The following is a 12,737-nucleotide window of genomic DNA, read 5'->3' on the forward strand; positions in this document are numbered from 1 at the left end:
TTCGGGTTCTTTCAATTCTGTTATGCCGCGAACAGCAGTTTTACCGCAGTAAAACAGATGAGCGCTGTCGTCACGGCCACGGCATCTGTTGCCGTAAAAGGGGTTCTCTGTTCCAGAGAGAGGCTGTTCCTGAATCCCCTGGCGCACATGGCCAGATATATTCTTTCGGCTCTCGACGCAGTTCTCAGCAGCAGTGACCCTATCAGTTGCGCAGTGTTGAAAAGGTCATTTCCCCTGCCGCCGAATGAACGCAGATCGCGGGCCTTCCTGAGTGAGCGGGCCTCGCGGACGAGCAGAGAGCTGTAACGGTATACCAGCTGCAGCTGGGTTACAAAAACTTCCGGAACACCGAAAGAGCGCAGGGCACTTCCGAAACGGTGGAACGGCATGCAGAGGGAGTACGCATGCATTGCGCCGAGCGTGACAAACGTTTTGGCTATGATCACACTGCCGGAAACCATGCCTCCGGTTATGGTTAAACTACCTGCGGTTGAAAACGGGTGCCGGTCGAAATACAGGTTTCCCGCCGCCATGAAGAGTACGAAAGGGGAGAGCCCGAGCAGCCGTTTCACGATGGGGCGCAACGGAATGCCGGCCGCGGTTATCAAAAAAAGCGGGAACGAGCCGTAGGCGATCACTGCCGCAAGGTTATGCTTCGGGACGGAAACCACGAACATGATGAACAGGATGAGTATGCCCAGCGCAGCCATGTCTCCAGCCGGGAGATTGCCGGGCACTTCCGGGGCATCCCTCTGTTTCGTTGCCGTTCCGAAACTCATGGCGAACACTTTTCTTGCTGCGGTTTTCTCCGGAGCAGCAGACCGGCGCTTCCGGCGACGAGGAGTACCAGAATGCTTCCCGCGATACCGGATAGCGTTGTGCCGGTATTGAGGGGAGTTTCAGCGGCCGTCGCTTTCTCCGGTTGCCCGGCAGGGGTTCTGAAGCCGTAATCTGGCAGAACGGCAAGGCGTTCCTGTATCGAGGCGAGAGCCTGGTGAACCGTAGCGGACTTTCCCTGGAGTTCTTCCTGTCCGGATACCCTGGCCATCGACCATTCAAGGCCGTCGGGTTGGGACGATGCAAACCACGAGAGCAATCCTCCGACGGCCAGTGTTGTTATGATGAACGCCTGGAAAATGAATGCCGGTTTGCCGGTCGGCTGCGACTGCATCGAGAGCAGTGATGGTTCGGTTTTTGCGACGAACAGCAGGACAGCCATGGTCACAAGGCCTTCGACAATACCGATGGCAAGATGTATCGGGAGCATGAAGAGCATGAAGGTGGCGAAAGGCAGTTCACTGATGCCCGACAGCGTGGTCTGGAGGACGACGGAAAACGCTCCCATCAAAAGTCCGGCTGTTGCGGCGATGATACTTGCGGTGGTAATTCTTCCTGCAGAGAGAGAGTTGCAGGCAATGACCCGGTAGAGAAACGGATAGGCAATGAATGCCGGGAAAAACGCAAGGTTGAAAATATTGCATCCCAGGGCAAGGAGGCCCCCATCGGCGAAGAAGAGCGACTGGACGACCAGCACCGATGCGAGGGCAAGCAGTGCACGATAGGGACCGAGAAGCACCGTCAGAAGCAGTCCTCCTCCGAGATGTCCGCTCGATCCGGTACCGGGAATCGTGAAATTGATCATCTGTGCGGCAAAGACAAAGGCCCCGAGAACTCCCATCAGCGGGGTTTTCATGCCGTCCGGTTCATGGGCGACTTTTTTTGCGCTGTAAGCGATAAGGGCTCCGCTTGCGACCCAGAACGTTCCTCCAATTGCAGGGGAAAGCAGTGCATCCGACATATGCATGGTTTTTCCTCCGGTGGTTTGCGGGCAGCCCGGCGGGAGCCCCCTTTTTTTACTGACAGAAGTTTCTTCGGTTAGGATGTACGTTTTTTTGCTGTTGAGCCGCGTTCAGAACCTCGCCGCCAGACCGGCCAGAAGAGCACTATCCGTTTCGGCATCGTTCAGACCGCATTTCAGGCCTATATCGAGATCAAGGTTTTCGGAAACGCTGTAGATGAGTCCGCCGACAAGAAAAACCGGATGCGTATCACTGGTTATCTCCTCGCCGGTTTCAACGCCGATATTGGCAACGGTGCGCAGACGGTCGGTCATGTTGAGCTCCGCTGCAATCGACGCATGCCAGATGTCGTCGCTTGATACCGCGTCATCGTCATCATTTTTATAGTTATTGCGACTGTAGCCGACATTGGCGTGCAGGGCTCCGAAGTCGCCTTCATGGGTTGCAATCAGCGTGATGCCGGGGGAGAACTCACCGCTTCCGAATCCCTGCTGCTCGTCGCCGGTTGGAATGGAAATACCCGGTTTAACGGCAAGACTGAGCCCGCTCTCTTCATTTTCATAGACCCTGAACTTGATTTCAAGGCTCATGTCGCCGATACCGTTGTCATCGGCAATCCTCAGTCCGTTTTCCCTGATGGTGTACCACGCAAAGGGGATCCCGACGACGAGGTCGATATTTTCCGCAATTCCGAAGGAGAGTGCCAGAGCGGTTTCTCCGGTATCCTCCTTCATCTTCACGCCATTGTCATCCGTTCTGTTCCATGCGAATTCACTGTTCAGCTCGATCTGGACTTTTCCCTTTCCCTGGGTTCCGCTGTCGTCGGTAATGAGCGGATGAGCTGCAAAAACAGGTGTCGCAGAGAGCAGCGAAGCTGCGGTTGCCGTAACGAGACTGATTTTTTTCAGCATGGGTGTTTCCGGTTATGATTGATGACAGTAGCACAAAAATACGATTTGTGCTACTGATCACCAACAACAATTGTTAATAACCGGATTCGGGGATTTACCCTGCCGTCGAAATGCTGAGACTGAGATGCTTGACGCCCCCGAGCACCTTGAGCTGTGTCGCAAGTTTTTCCACCTCTCCGGCAGTTCCTTTCACGGCGATAATCTCAAGGCAGTGGTGATGGTCAAGATGTATGTGCTGTGTTGAAATGATGGTTTCCTGAAAATCATGCTGGACGTCGAGCAGTTGGCCGACCAGTTCCCGTTTATGATGGTCGTAAGTCATGACGAGGGCTCCGGCAACGTCGCCGCCTTCCACCCACTGCTTTTTCAGAAGCTCCTCCCTGATGAGGTCTCGCAGCGCCTCTGAACGGCTTTTGTAATGCTGTTCGCCGATATGGCGGTCAAAAGCATCGAGCAGTGTTTTTTCAAGGGATACACCGAACCGGTAGAGTTCGCTCATGGATGGTCTTTCTTGCTGAAAAAAAAGCCGGCCTCAGGGCCGGCCCCCTGTAAACATGCTTACCATTCCTCGAAATTCGGGGCCTGCCCCGTGAGCTTCTCATGAATTGCTTTTGCTGCCGTTCGTCCGGCCCCCATGGCAAGAATGACGGTCGCTCCACCGGTGACGATATCGCCTCCGGCATAGACATTTTCTTTCGAGGTGGCCATCGAATTGATATCGACGACGATGGTATCCCGTTTGCTTACCTCGATTTCGGGCGTTGTCTGCTTGATGAGCGGGTTTGATCCGTTGCCGATGGAAATTACAGCCATATCGACAGGAAGCACGAATTCAGAGCCTTTTACCGGTACCGGTTTCCGACGCCCCGATTCATCGGGCTCGCCAAGCTCCATCCGGAGGCACTTCACTCCGGTGAGCCACTGCTGATCGTTGCCGATGAATTCGATCGGGTTCATCAGCAGCAGAAACTCAATGCCCTCTTCCTTTGCGTTATGGATCTCTTCGGCCCGGGCGGGCATTTCGGCTTCGGAACGACGATAGACGATATAGGCATGTTCCGCTCCAAGCCGTTTGGCGGTACGAACGGCATCCATGGCGGTATTGCCGCCACCGAAAACCGCAACGTTTTTTCCCTTGCAGTCGAAAACCGGCGTGTCGTTTTCCGGAAAGGTATAGGACTGCATCAGGTTGACCCTGGTGAGAAACTCGTTGGCAGAGTAAACCCCGATAAGATTTTCTCCCGGAATGCCCATGAACCATGGCAGACCGGCCCCCACACCGATAAATACCGCATCGAAAAATTCTTCCCCCATCAGTTCGTCAATGGTGACGGATCGTCCGACAACGGTATTGGTGACGAATTTTACGCCGATTTTTTTCATCCCTTCGATTTCGGCTTTTACAATATCCTTGGGAAGGCGGAACTCAGGAATGCCGTACATGAGTACGCCGCCCAGCTCGTGCAGCGCTTCAAAAACCGTTACCGAATGACCGAGGCGGGCCAGGTCGTTCGCACAGCTGAGGCCGGCGGGGCCGCTGCCTATAACGGCGACCTTCCTGCCTGTTGGCGGTTTTACTTCGGGCAGCTCTATTTCGCCATGTTCCCGTTCGTAATCGGCGGCAAACCGCTCGAGGTTGCCGATAGCCACCGGTGTATATTTTTTGGTCAGTATACAGACCTTTTCGCACTGGTCTTCCTGGGGACAGACTCTGCCGCAGATTGCCGGAAGAATGTTGTCCTCCTTGATTTTCTTTGCCGCTCCGAGAAAATTCCCTTCGGCTATGAGTTTGATGAATTTATCGATCTTGATATTTACCGGGCATCCCTTGATGCAGATCGGATCCTTGCACTGGATGCATCGCATGGCCTCCTTCTGCGCGAGTTCAGGAGTATAACCGAGGTTTACCTCATTGAAATTGTGAGCCCGCTCATTCGGGTCCTGTGCCGGCATGGGCTGGCGCGGTATGGCAAGGCGCTCCTTGGTCGTCATAGGTTTTAAATCCATAATACTTTCCCTGTAAAAGGTCTTCTGTTAGATGAGTGACTGCACATTCGGCCAGGCTGCCCGTTCAGGGCGGCTGGCCGGTTCAGGTTTTAAAAAGGATAGCGGATATTACTGGTGCTGACCGAGCCTGCACTTGTGAGAGAATGCCTCGACGGACTGCTGTTCCTCCTGCAGGTACATTCTGTTTCTGTCGGAGAGGTTTTTGAAATCGACTTTGTGGGCATCGAATTCAGGGCCGTCAACACAGGCGAACCGGATTTCGTTGTCGACCGTAACACGGCAACCGCCGCACATGCCGGTTCCGTCGACCATCACCGGGTTAAGGCTGACCACGGTCGGGATCCCGTAGGGTCGGGTTACTTCCGCCACGGCTTTCATCATCGGGATGGGGCCTATGGCAAGCACGTAGTTGATGGCTTTTCCCGAGTCGATCAGTTCCTGGAGTTTCTGGGTGACGAAGCCGTGAAAACCATATGAACCGTCATCGGTGGTTATGTAGGCTTCATCGCTGACCGCCCTCATTTCGTCTTCCAGAATGACAAGCTCCTTCGTCCGCGCTCCGTTAATGGTGATCACGTAGTTGCCGGCCTCTTTGAGCGCAACGGCTGTAGGATAGGCTATGGCCGTGCCTACGCCGCCTCCGATGCTGACTGCGGTGCCGAAGTTTTCGATATGCGACGGGGTGCCGAGCGGACCGACAATATCATGGATGCTCTCTCCGGCCTCTTTCAGGTTCAGTTCACGCGTCGATTTGCCCATACCCTGTACGATGAGGGTAATGGTTCCCTTTTCCGGATCGGAGCCTGCAATGGTCAGCGGAATTCTTTCGCCGTGTTCGCTTACTCTTATCATGACAAACTGCCCGGCTTTTCTTTTTTTGGCTATCCGTGGAGCTTGTATTTCAATTTTTTTGATATTTTCAGCTAAAAAAATAGCAGAAACAATATTGTACATTTGTTTTTTTTAGGCTCTGTATGGTTATGGAAAACTGCTGATCTTTTCGGTAAGGCAAAAGGAAGATTATTATAGGAAATAAATACCGAATTAAAAAACGGGCTTCCGGGTAAAGTGCGCCCGGCTGCGGTTTCCGGTTTTCCTGCTGCAGGCTGCTCATCAAAACATGATGGTATGATCTTTATTGCTGATTATGGTGCAGGAAATCTCCATTCGGTCCAAAAAGCTTTCGAGTATCTCGGTATCAAGGCTGTTGTAAGCAGTGATCCCCTCAAACTCCGCGGTTGCAGGAAGGTCTTGTTGCCGGGGGTTGGGGCATTCGGTCAGGCCATTCTTTCCCTCAACGCTTCAGGCTTTACGGAAGCTGTTCTTGAACATGTCGACAAGGGTGGCCATCTGCTTGGCATCTGTCTCGGTATGCAGCTTCTGCTCAGTGAAAGTGAAGAGATGGGTTCAAACAAGGGGATCGACCTCGTGCCCGGCAAGGTAGTGCGTTTCAGGAGCGAAACCGATAAAATTCCCCAGATAGGCTGGAATTCGGTCGATCTGAAAAAAGAGAGTGTTCTGTTCAGGGGAATTGCCGACCAGACCTTCTTTTATTTCGTACACTCCTATTACTGTCAGCCGGAAAATCCGGAGCATATCGCGGCGACAACCTGGTTCGCCGATAAAAATTTCTGTTCGGCCATTGAAAAAAATGGTATTTTCGCTGTACAGTTTCATCCGGAAAAGAGTTCCGAAGCCGGACTCCAGGTGCTGAAGAATTTTGCCGGGTGTTAAAAGCTTTCAGTTATTGATTTTCATGTTTTTTTACCATGCTGATTATTCCTGCTATAGATATAAAAGACGGTAAATGTGTTCGTCTCACCCGGGGCGATTTCAACCAGCAGAAAATTTACCTCGACAACCCGCGTGACATGGCCATCATCTGGCGCAAGCAGAATGCCAAGATGCTGCACATTGTCGATCTCGATGCCGCCCTTACCGGAGAAATGGTCAATTTCGAGCGCATAAAGGAGATTGTCGAAGAGCTCGATATACCCATACAGGTTGGAGGTGGTATCCGCTCGGTGGAAGCCGTAAAGCGCTATCTCGACATCGGAGTCAGCCGTGTCGTGATCGGTTCTGCGGCTGTCACCAATCCCGAGCTTGTCGGTGAACTGCTCAGGACGTACCGTCCGTCGCGAATTGTTGTCGGAATCGATGCCGAAAACGGGGTTCCCAAAATCAAGGGGTGGACGGAAAGCAGCGGCATGAAGGATTATGAACTCGCCCTTGCAATGAAAAAAATGGGTATCGAGCGTATCATCTACACCGATATTACCCGTGACGGCATGATGCAGGGCTTCGGTTACGAGAGCACGAGGCGTTTTGCCGAGAAGGCCGGCATGAAAATTACCGCATCAGGAGGCGTGACCAGTTCCGAAGATCTGAAAAAACTTGTGAAGCTTCAGAAGTACGGGGTTGATTCCGTTATTATCGGCAAAGCGCTCTACGAGAGCAATTTCCCCTGCCAGGAGATGTGGTACAACTACGAAGGGGGGATCTGCCTCGACCATGATTTTTCAACTGCGAGGAAACGGTAGACGGGTCTGTTCCGTTTCTGCAGCCCGGTCATTCAATCACTACGGAAACAAGCAGCGGTGCATGAACCTGAATTGCCATTGCAGCAGCAGATCGAGGCGGTAATATTCGCTTCGGAGGAAGCTGCAACCCTTTCCCTCATCCGACAGGTTACCGGTGCCGAGCTTACTGCCGGTCAGCTTGACGCCCTGGTAGGGGAGCTGAACGCCGGATATGCCCTGGCAGGTCTCAGCTTCCGTATTCACCGTATCGCTTCAGGCTACCGCTTTCTTGCCGAACCGCAGTTCGGAGATCTTCTCAAAAGTCTGCTTGCTCCGCGAATCCGCCGGAAGCTTTCGCAGCCGGTGCTTGAAGTCCTTTCGGTTATTGCCTATCGACAGCCCGTTACCAAAGGTGAGATTCAGCAGCTTCGCGGTACCAGTCCCGATTATGCCGTTGACCGGCTGCTGGAAAGGGGTTTCATTACCGTGTGCGGGCGTGCCGATTCGCCCGGTCGTCCACTTCAGTACGGGACGACAAGCGAGTTTCTCGATCTTTTCGGTCTGCACTCGCTCAGGGATCTGCCGCAGTTGAGGGAGATTCGCGAGATATTGCAGGAACACGAAGAGCAGGAGTATCTTGCAGGAGGGAGCCCGGCTCCGCAGTCAGGATTTGAACATAACGAAGGGTAACAGATTATGGTTTATGAATAAAAATACCCGCGAAGAGAGGCTGGTCAGAATAAACAGATATCTGGCAATGAGCGGTATTGCATCAAGAAGGGCTGCCGATCAGCTCGTTGTGGCCGGAAGGGTTACGGTGAACGGTCGCCTCATCACTGAACCCGGCCTGAAGGTCGACCCCAGGAGCGATGAAGTCATCGTCGACGGACGGCGGCTTGCCGAGCCGGAATCGAGAAAGGTGTATATCCTTTTCAACAAACCCAGAAACGTCATCACGACAAGCAGCGATGAAAAAAACCGGGATACGGTACTGGACCATGTCAGCGTGAAGGAGCGGGTCTATCCTGTCGGCAGGCTTGACCGGAAGACGACCGGGGTTCTCTTGCTGACAAATGACGGAGATCTTGCTCATAAATTGATGCACCCTTCTTCAAATGTGAAAAAAGAGTATATTGCGGTATTGGATAACAAGTTTCCGCATGCGCTTTTACTTCAGCTGACCGGGGGTATGCGCCTGAAAGATACCGGCGAGAAGGTCATGCCGTGCCAGGCCAGACTGCTTGACGATGGCCTGCAGGTATGGATGAGCATTCATGAGGGCAAAAACCATCAGGTCAGAAGGATGTTCGAGACTCTCGGCTTTGAAGTAAAAAGACTCGAACGCATTGCCTATGCCGGGCTGAAAGTCGGGGAACTCCGGCGCGGAGAGTGGCGGTATCTCAGTCGTAAGGAGATTCAGCAGCTTCATCAGCAGGTATGCGGCAGCGTCTGAACGGCAGGTCGTTCTCATTCCTTGAGCACCAATAGAGACGACCCTGGTGTGCGGTCATAAAAAACCCGCCGGAGATGAATCTTGTCTGTCATTTACGTAAGCGTCGTGTCGCGCGAGTGATTATGGCGTTTACTCTTTTATCGGCATGTTTCACTACTCTCTCGCCATCGGCCGCTGCCGAAGAGGGCATCGGTGAGCTGCTCGACAAGGAACAGATCGGGGGCGATCTGGAGCAGCTGCAGGAGAACCTCGATGCGCTCAAAGCGAGAAAGATCAGGATCAACGAGGCCGAACCCGACGCATTGCGCGAGCTGCCCTGGCTTAACAGCGGTGATATTTCCTCTCTTGTCGAAGCACGCCGAAAGAAAGGCGCCTTCGTTTCCCTGAAGGAACTCGGGGATATTATCGGGAAAGAGAAAACGGCACGGATCGCTCCGTATATCACCTTCGCGAAGAAAACCCGGTTACCCTCTCCGGAAAAAACAAAACCCCTCACAGGCAGCTTCTCCAGCAGGGTTTTATGGGACACAACCCCCCGTGACGGACTTTCCGACGGCCGTTATCCCGGCGATCACTTCAAATTGTACAACCGCCTTCAGCTCGATTACGGAAACTTCCAGGCAAGCCTCGTGCACGATAAGGATATCGGGGAGCCGGATGTTGCGGATTTCGTTTCGCTGAGCATCAGCGCCTCCGATATCGGTATTGTGCAGCAGGCCGTACTTGGAAATTACAGGCTGAATTTCGGCCAGGGGCTTCTTGTCGGTCAGAGCCGTTTCATGTCGAAAGGATCGGAGCCCTCCAACAGCGTCAGGATCGGTTCGAAACGGCTTTCGCCATTCGCTTCGAGTTCCGAGTACGGTTTTTTCCAGGGAGCGGCGGCGACTCTCGATCTGAAACCGCTGGAAGTGACGGCGTTCTGGTCCGCCAATCTTGTCGATGCAAGAAACACCACAGGAAAGATAACGAGCTTCGATGAAGCCGGCTATCACCGTACCATGAGGGAGCGGACGCGGAAGGACAACGTCACGGAAACCCTCTATGGCGCCAGTGTACGTTACCGCTTTGCATCCGGTGCGGTTGCGGGAACCGCCGGCGCTTCCTGGCTGCGTTACGACTACGGCGAGCCGCTCGAGGTGCTCGGCTCCGTGGACGGTTCGTCATCCCTTGGCGGCCTCGAATGCGATCTGTCGATAGGCCGTCTCGGATTTTTCGGGGAGGCGGCATGGTCGGAAAAGCCGAACGGCAGTGTATCCTGGATTGCCGGGCTGGACTATCAGGTGCTTCCGAAGGTGAATCTGCTGTTCGCAGTTCGCGATTATGATCCCGGTTATTACTCTCCCTTTGCCGGTGCGTTTGCCGAGCGGGGCGACAATGCATCGAACGAAAAGGGTTGCTATATCGGCATCGAAGGGACGGTCGGCAGCACGGTTTCAATGGGAGCATACGTTGACTGGTTCCGGTTTCCGAAACTCGACCCTGACCCGAAGGTTTATGCGTATCCCTCTTCAGGGTATGATACCCGGTTTTTTCTTGCCTGGAAACAATCTTCCATGGTGACATGGAACCTGCAGGTCCAGCACAAGGAAAAGGAGGATGTGCTGAAACAGTGCCCCGGAGGAGCCGGTTCATGCAGCAGCAGTGAAAAAAAGTATGCGCCACTTCCGATGGTTACCGACCGCTTCAGGCTGGATTGCGATATCGATGTATCCCGGAGGGTGCATCTGCGAACCCGCGGGGAAGTGAAAAGAGTTGTTGAAGATTTTCTTGCAGGAGACGAAACCTATTACGGCTGGCTGCTCTATCAGCAGGCGAATTTCAGGACGGGCCGTTTTGGGCTTAAGGGCCGCTTCACCCTGTTTCATACGGATGACTACGATGCCGCAATCTATACCTATGAAGACGATCTTCCGCTCGTATTCAACAGCACGGCTTTCAGCGGCAGGGGAAAAGCCCTGTTTCTGGTTGCATCCTGGGATGTCTCCAAAAACATGAAACTGGCCGGCAAGTTTGAAACCACATGGTACGACGACAGGGATGTCTACAGCAGTGACGATGACGAGCGGGACACCAGCGCACCAGGCTCATTCCATCTTGGGTGTTCGCTGAGGTTCTGAGTGTTTTTCCGCTCAGTGACCCGATGCGGCACGGCCGAGGCGGTCCCGTATAGCCTGACCGATCCCTTTTTCAGGAGGCAGTTCACAGTAGATGACGTCGATATCGCTGGAGTCGCAGAGACGGAAGAAGTCAAAGAGCATTCTGCCGTATTCATCGGGCGTTCGGCATACCCTCGAGAGCGACAACCCTCTGGCGGAGGGTGTGGAAAGACCGATGTACGCACTGCGCTCACCGGTTGCCGTCGTAATGGGTTCATGAGGTCTGCAGAGCACGATACGAGCTTCAGGTGCGTAGTGGGGGTATTTCAGCCCGGGACTTCTGGGGGTTTCATCTGCCTGAAGGGAGTCTCTTGTTTCGATTGCTCCAACGACGCTTCGAAGCTCTTCCATGCTGACAGCTCCGGATCTCAGAAGCACGGGCGTAGCGCCTGAACAATCCACGATGGTTGATTCCAGACCGATAGTGCTTGGCTCTCCCCTGAAGAGACAGTCGATTTTTCCGTCGAGATCCTGCAGTACCGCTTTCCAGCTGGTTGAACTCGGTTTTCCGGAAAGGTTTGCCGACGGTGCGGCTACAGGGCACCTGCAGTGCTGCAGAAACGCCTGTGCATCGGGATTCGATGGGCAGCGAACGCCTACCGTATCCAGACCTGCCGTAACCGAATCCGGCACGGCACTGTTTTTTTTCAGCACGATGGTCAGCGGCCCGGGAAAAAAACGTCGAGCGAGTTTTTCCGCGTCGCTGCTGATCTGCCCGGCAACCCTCACGATATCCTCGGGGCGGGCGATATGGACAATCAGCGGATTGTCCTGTGGGCGTCCCTTTGCGAGGAATATGCGTTCAACAGCTTCGGGATGGCATATTCCCGCACCGAGTCCATAAACGGTTTCCGTGGGAAACGCCACGATTCCACCCGCATTGAGGTATTCTGCGGCTTCCAGGGGGGAATCGGTTACGATGGTCTGCATGGATGGTCAGGGTTCAGCGGCAGATCGACAGCACTGCAAATTGTTCCGGAAAAAAAAGCAGGTAACAGAGCACTCCTGAAAGAGCGCTGACAATCGGTATCGTCAGGTTGTCGTCAAGCTTGAAGCCACCGACACGGATCTCGAAAGCTTCGGTTACCGTTGCCGTAACAGCCATCAGGAGGCCCGCCTGAATGTTGAGATTGGGAACCAGGGAGACGATCAGGATCGACGAGAGCAGGAACGCTGCGCTTCCCTCGAGGCTTTTGTGGCCGAAACGGTGTTTCCCGAACACTTTTCCCGTCAATGCGGCCACGGTATCCGAAATGGCAACCATCGAAAACGCCGCAACAGCGATCACCTTCGGAAAGAAAAGGACCATAAGCAGCGCGGAAAGCGTTATGCAGGTTGCACCGTTGAGGTGCATTTTCTCTTTTTCAAGTTCGTGCTCCCTCAGCATGGCTCCGAAGGTGCGATGATACCAGGACGCTACCGGTTCCGAAACATTTTTCAGGAGATCCACAAGAAAAAAGCCCGAAAAGAGCGGCCATAGCAGCAGCAGTGCAACATCGCGGCTTATATGGCAATAGATGAGGGCGATGGAGATCGACGACAGATGGATAGCTTTGCGAGCCATTTCCGCCCTGATGTCGAGACGGTCGGGCTGTTGTTCCGGGTTGCCGGGTATTATTCTGTATGGTTTATCGGTCACGTTCCGTCACGGTTGCTGTGCTTTGTCAATCGGTTTTCTGCGCCAATATACACCGAAAACCATGGATGATGAAAAACAATACATGGAGCAATGGTGAATTACCGGGACAGGGGTTCTCCTGCCGGGGTTTATCTTCGGTAACTGTTTTTTATGAAAATAATTATCGGATTTGTACCAAAAAAATATTACCAAATACAGAAAAAGTTTATTATTATTATTTTTAAATATCAACGTATGAAACGGCAAAATCCGT

General features: G+C 53.4%; 13 protein-coding genes. 5 read left to right on the top strand and 8 right to left on the bottom strand.

Features of this window, described 5'->3' with window-relative positions; translation table 11 throughout:
* Positions 1-20 precede the first annotated feature (20 nt).
* The 6 genes from cbiQ to K9G39_RS05510 all read right to left on the bottom strand — a co-directional run bounded on the left by cbiQ (position 21) and on the right by K9G39_RS05510 (position 5,671).
* Positions 21-779 carry a cobalt ECF transporter T component CbiQ gene (gene cbiQ, locus K9G39_RS05485; RefSeq protein WP_292003927.1) on the bottom strand — a complete coding sequence of 253 codons (759 nt, stop codon included), beginning with the start codon at positions 777-779 and terminating at the stop codon, positions 21-23.
* Positions 776-1,804 (bottom strand): energy-coupling factor ABC transporter permease, encoded by a 1,029-nt coding sequence (locus K9G39_RS05490; protein WP_292003928.1) that lies wholly within the window; start codon positions 1,802-1,804, stop codon positions 776-778. Before K9G39_RS05490 ends, cbiQ begins: the two co-directional genes overlap by 4 nt.
* Before the next feature lie 105 nt (positions 1,805-1,909).
* A complete protein-coding gene (locus K9G39_RS05495; RefSeq protein WP_292003929.1) occupies positions 1,910-2,710 on the bottom strand; it encodes a transporter in 801 nt (266 codons plus the stop codon).
* 94 nt (positions 2,711-2,804) lie between these two features.
* On the bottom strand, positions 2,805-3,209 hold the full coding sequence (gene nikR, locus K9G39_RS05500; protein WP_292003930.1) for a nickel-responsive transcriptional regulator NikR: 405 nt from the start codon (positions 3,207-3,209) through the stop codon (positions 2,805-2,807).
* A gap of 59 nt (positions 3,210-3,268) precedes the next feature.
* Positions 3,269-4,717, bottom strand: a complete 1,449-nt coding sequence (gltA, locus tag K9G39_RS05505) for an NADPH-dependent glutamate synthase (protein WP_292003931.1) — start codon at positions 4,715-4,717, stop codon at positions 3,269-3,271.
* Between the two features lie 108 nt (positions 4,718-4,825).
* Entirely contained in the window at positions 4,826-5,671 is an 846-nt protein-coding gene (locus K9G39_RS05510; protein ID WP_292003932.1) for a sulfide/dihydroorotate dehydrogenase-like FAD/NAD-binding protein, read from the bottom strand.
* Between the two features lie 174 nt (positions 5,672-5,845).
* Here K9G39_RS05510 and hisH point away from each other — a divergent pair, with 174 nt between their 5' ends.
* The 5 genes from hisH (at position 5,846) to K9G39_RS05535 (ending at position 10,806) form a co-directional block, all read left to right on the top strand.
* Positions 5,846-6,451 carry an imidazole glycerol phosphate synthase subunit HisH gene (hisH, locus tag K9G39_RS05515; RefSeq protein ID WP_292003933.1) on the top strand — a complete coding sequence of 202 codons (606 nt, stop codon included), beginning with the start codon at positions 5,846-5,848 and terminating at the stop codon, positions 6,449-6,451.
* A gap of 35 nt (positions 6,452-6,486) precedes the next feature.
* Positions 6,487-7,257: a 1-(5-phosphoribosyl)-5-[(5-phosphoribosylamino)methylideneamino]imidazole-4-carboxamide isomerase gene (hisA, locus tag K9G39_RS05520; protein ID WP_292003934.1), complete on the top strand. Its 771-nt coding sequence runs from the start codon at positions 6,487-6,489 to the stop codon at positions 7,255-7,257.
* Positions 7,258-7,314: 57 nt separating this feature from the next.
* Positions 7,315-7,926 (top strand): SMC-Scp complex subunit ScpB, encoded by a 612-nt coding sequence (gene scpB / locus K9G39_RS05525; protein ID WP_292003935.1) that lies wholly within the window; start codon positions 7,315-7,317, stop codon positions 7,924-7,926.
* Positions 7,927-7,939: 13 nt separating this feature from the next.
* Positions 7,940-8,689 carry a pseudouridine synthase gene (locus K9G39_RS05530; protein ID WP_292003936.1) on the top strand — a complete coding sequence of 250 codons (750 nt, stop codon included), beginning with the start codon at positions 7,940-7,942 and terminating at the stop codon, positions 8,687-8,689.
* A gap of 122 nt (positions 8,690-8,811) precedes the next feature.
* Complete coding sequence (locus K9G39_RS05535) at positions 8,812-10,806, top strand: helix-hairpin-helix domain-containing protein (RefSeq protein ID WP_292003937.1); 1,995 nt, start codon at positions 8,812-8,814, stop codon at positions 10,804-10,806.
* A gap of 12 nt (positions 10,807-10,818) precedes the next feature.
* Here K9G39_RS05535 and K9G39_RS05540 read toward each other — a convergent pair whose 3' ends face one another.
* The gene (locus K9G39_RS05540; RefSeq protein ID WP_292003938.1) at positions 10,819-11,775 is read right to left on the bottom strand and encodes an L-threonylcarbamoyladenylate synthase; all 957 of its coding nucleotides are present in this window, start codon (positions 11,773-11,775) and stop codon (positions 10,819-10,821) included.
* A 13-nt stretch (positions 11,776-11,788) separates the two neighbouring features.
* Positions 11,789-12,409: a phosphatidate cytidylyltransferase gene (locus tag K9G39_RS05545; RefSeq protein ID WP_292003956.1), complete on the bottom strand. Its 621-nt coding sequence runs from the start codon at positions 12,407-12,409 to the stop codon at positions 11,789-11,791.
* Positions 12,410-12,737: the final 328 nt, after the last annotated feature.

The organism is Chlorobium sp., assembly GCF_021740465.1.
GTDB lineage: Bacteria > Bacteroidota > Chlorobiia > Chlorobiales > Chlorobiaceae > Chlorobium.

Excerpts from the sequence above, each read along its gene's own strand:
- cbiQ (WP_292003927.1), bottom strand. The coding sequence starts at position 779 with ATGAGTTTCGGAACGGCAACGAAACAGAGGGATGCCCCGGAAGTGCCC.
- K9G39_RS05490 (WP_292003928.1), bottom strand. The coding sequence starts at position 1,804 with ATGCATATGTCGGATGCACTGCTTTCCCCTGCAATTGGAGGAACGTTC.
- K9G39_RS05495 (WP_292003929.1), bottom strand. The coding sequence starts at position 2,710 with ATGCTGAAAAAAATCAGTCTCGTTACGGCAACCGCAGCTTCGCTGCTC.
- nikR (WP_292003930.1), bottom strand. The coding sequence starts at position 3,209 with ATGAGCGAACTCTACCGGTTCGGTGTATCCCTTGAAAAAACACTGCTC.
- gltA (WP_292003931.1), bottom strand. The coding sequence starts at position 4,717 with ATGGATTTAAAACCTATGACGACCAAGGAGCGCCTTGCCATACCGCGC.
- K9G39_RS05510 (WP_292003932.1), bottom strand. The coding sequence starts at position 5,671 with ATGTACAATATTGTTTCTGCTATTTTTTTAGCTGAAAATATCAAAAAA.
- hisH (WP_292003933.1), top strand. The coding sequence starts at position 5,846 with ATGATCTTTATTGCTGATTATGGTGCAGGAAATCTCCATTCGGTCCAA.
- hisA (WP_292003934.1), top strand. The coding sequence starts at position 6,487 with ATGCTGATTATTCCTGCTATAGATATAAAAGACGGTAAATGTGTTCGT.
- K9G39_RS05530 (WP_292003936.1), top strand. The coding sequence starts at position 7,940 with ATGAATAAAAATACCCGCGAAGAGAGGCTGGTCAGAATAAACAGATAT.
- K9G39_RS05535 (WP_292003937.1), top strand. The coding sequence starts at position 8,812 with ATGGCGTTTACTCTTTTATCGGCATGTTTCACTACTCTCTCGCCATCG.
- K9G39_RS05540 (WP_292003938.1), bottom strand. The coding sequence starts at position 11,775 with ATGCAGACCATCGTAACCGATTCCCCCCTGGAAGCCGCAGAATACCTC.
- K9G39_RS05545 (WP_292003956.1), bottom strand. The coding sequence starts at position 12,409 with ATGGCTCGCAAAGCTATCCATCTGTCGTCGATCTCCATCGCCCTCATC.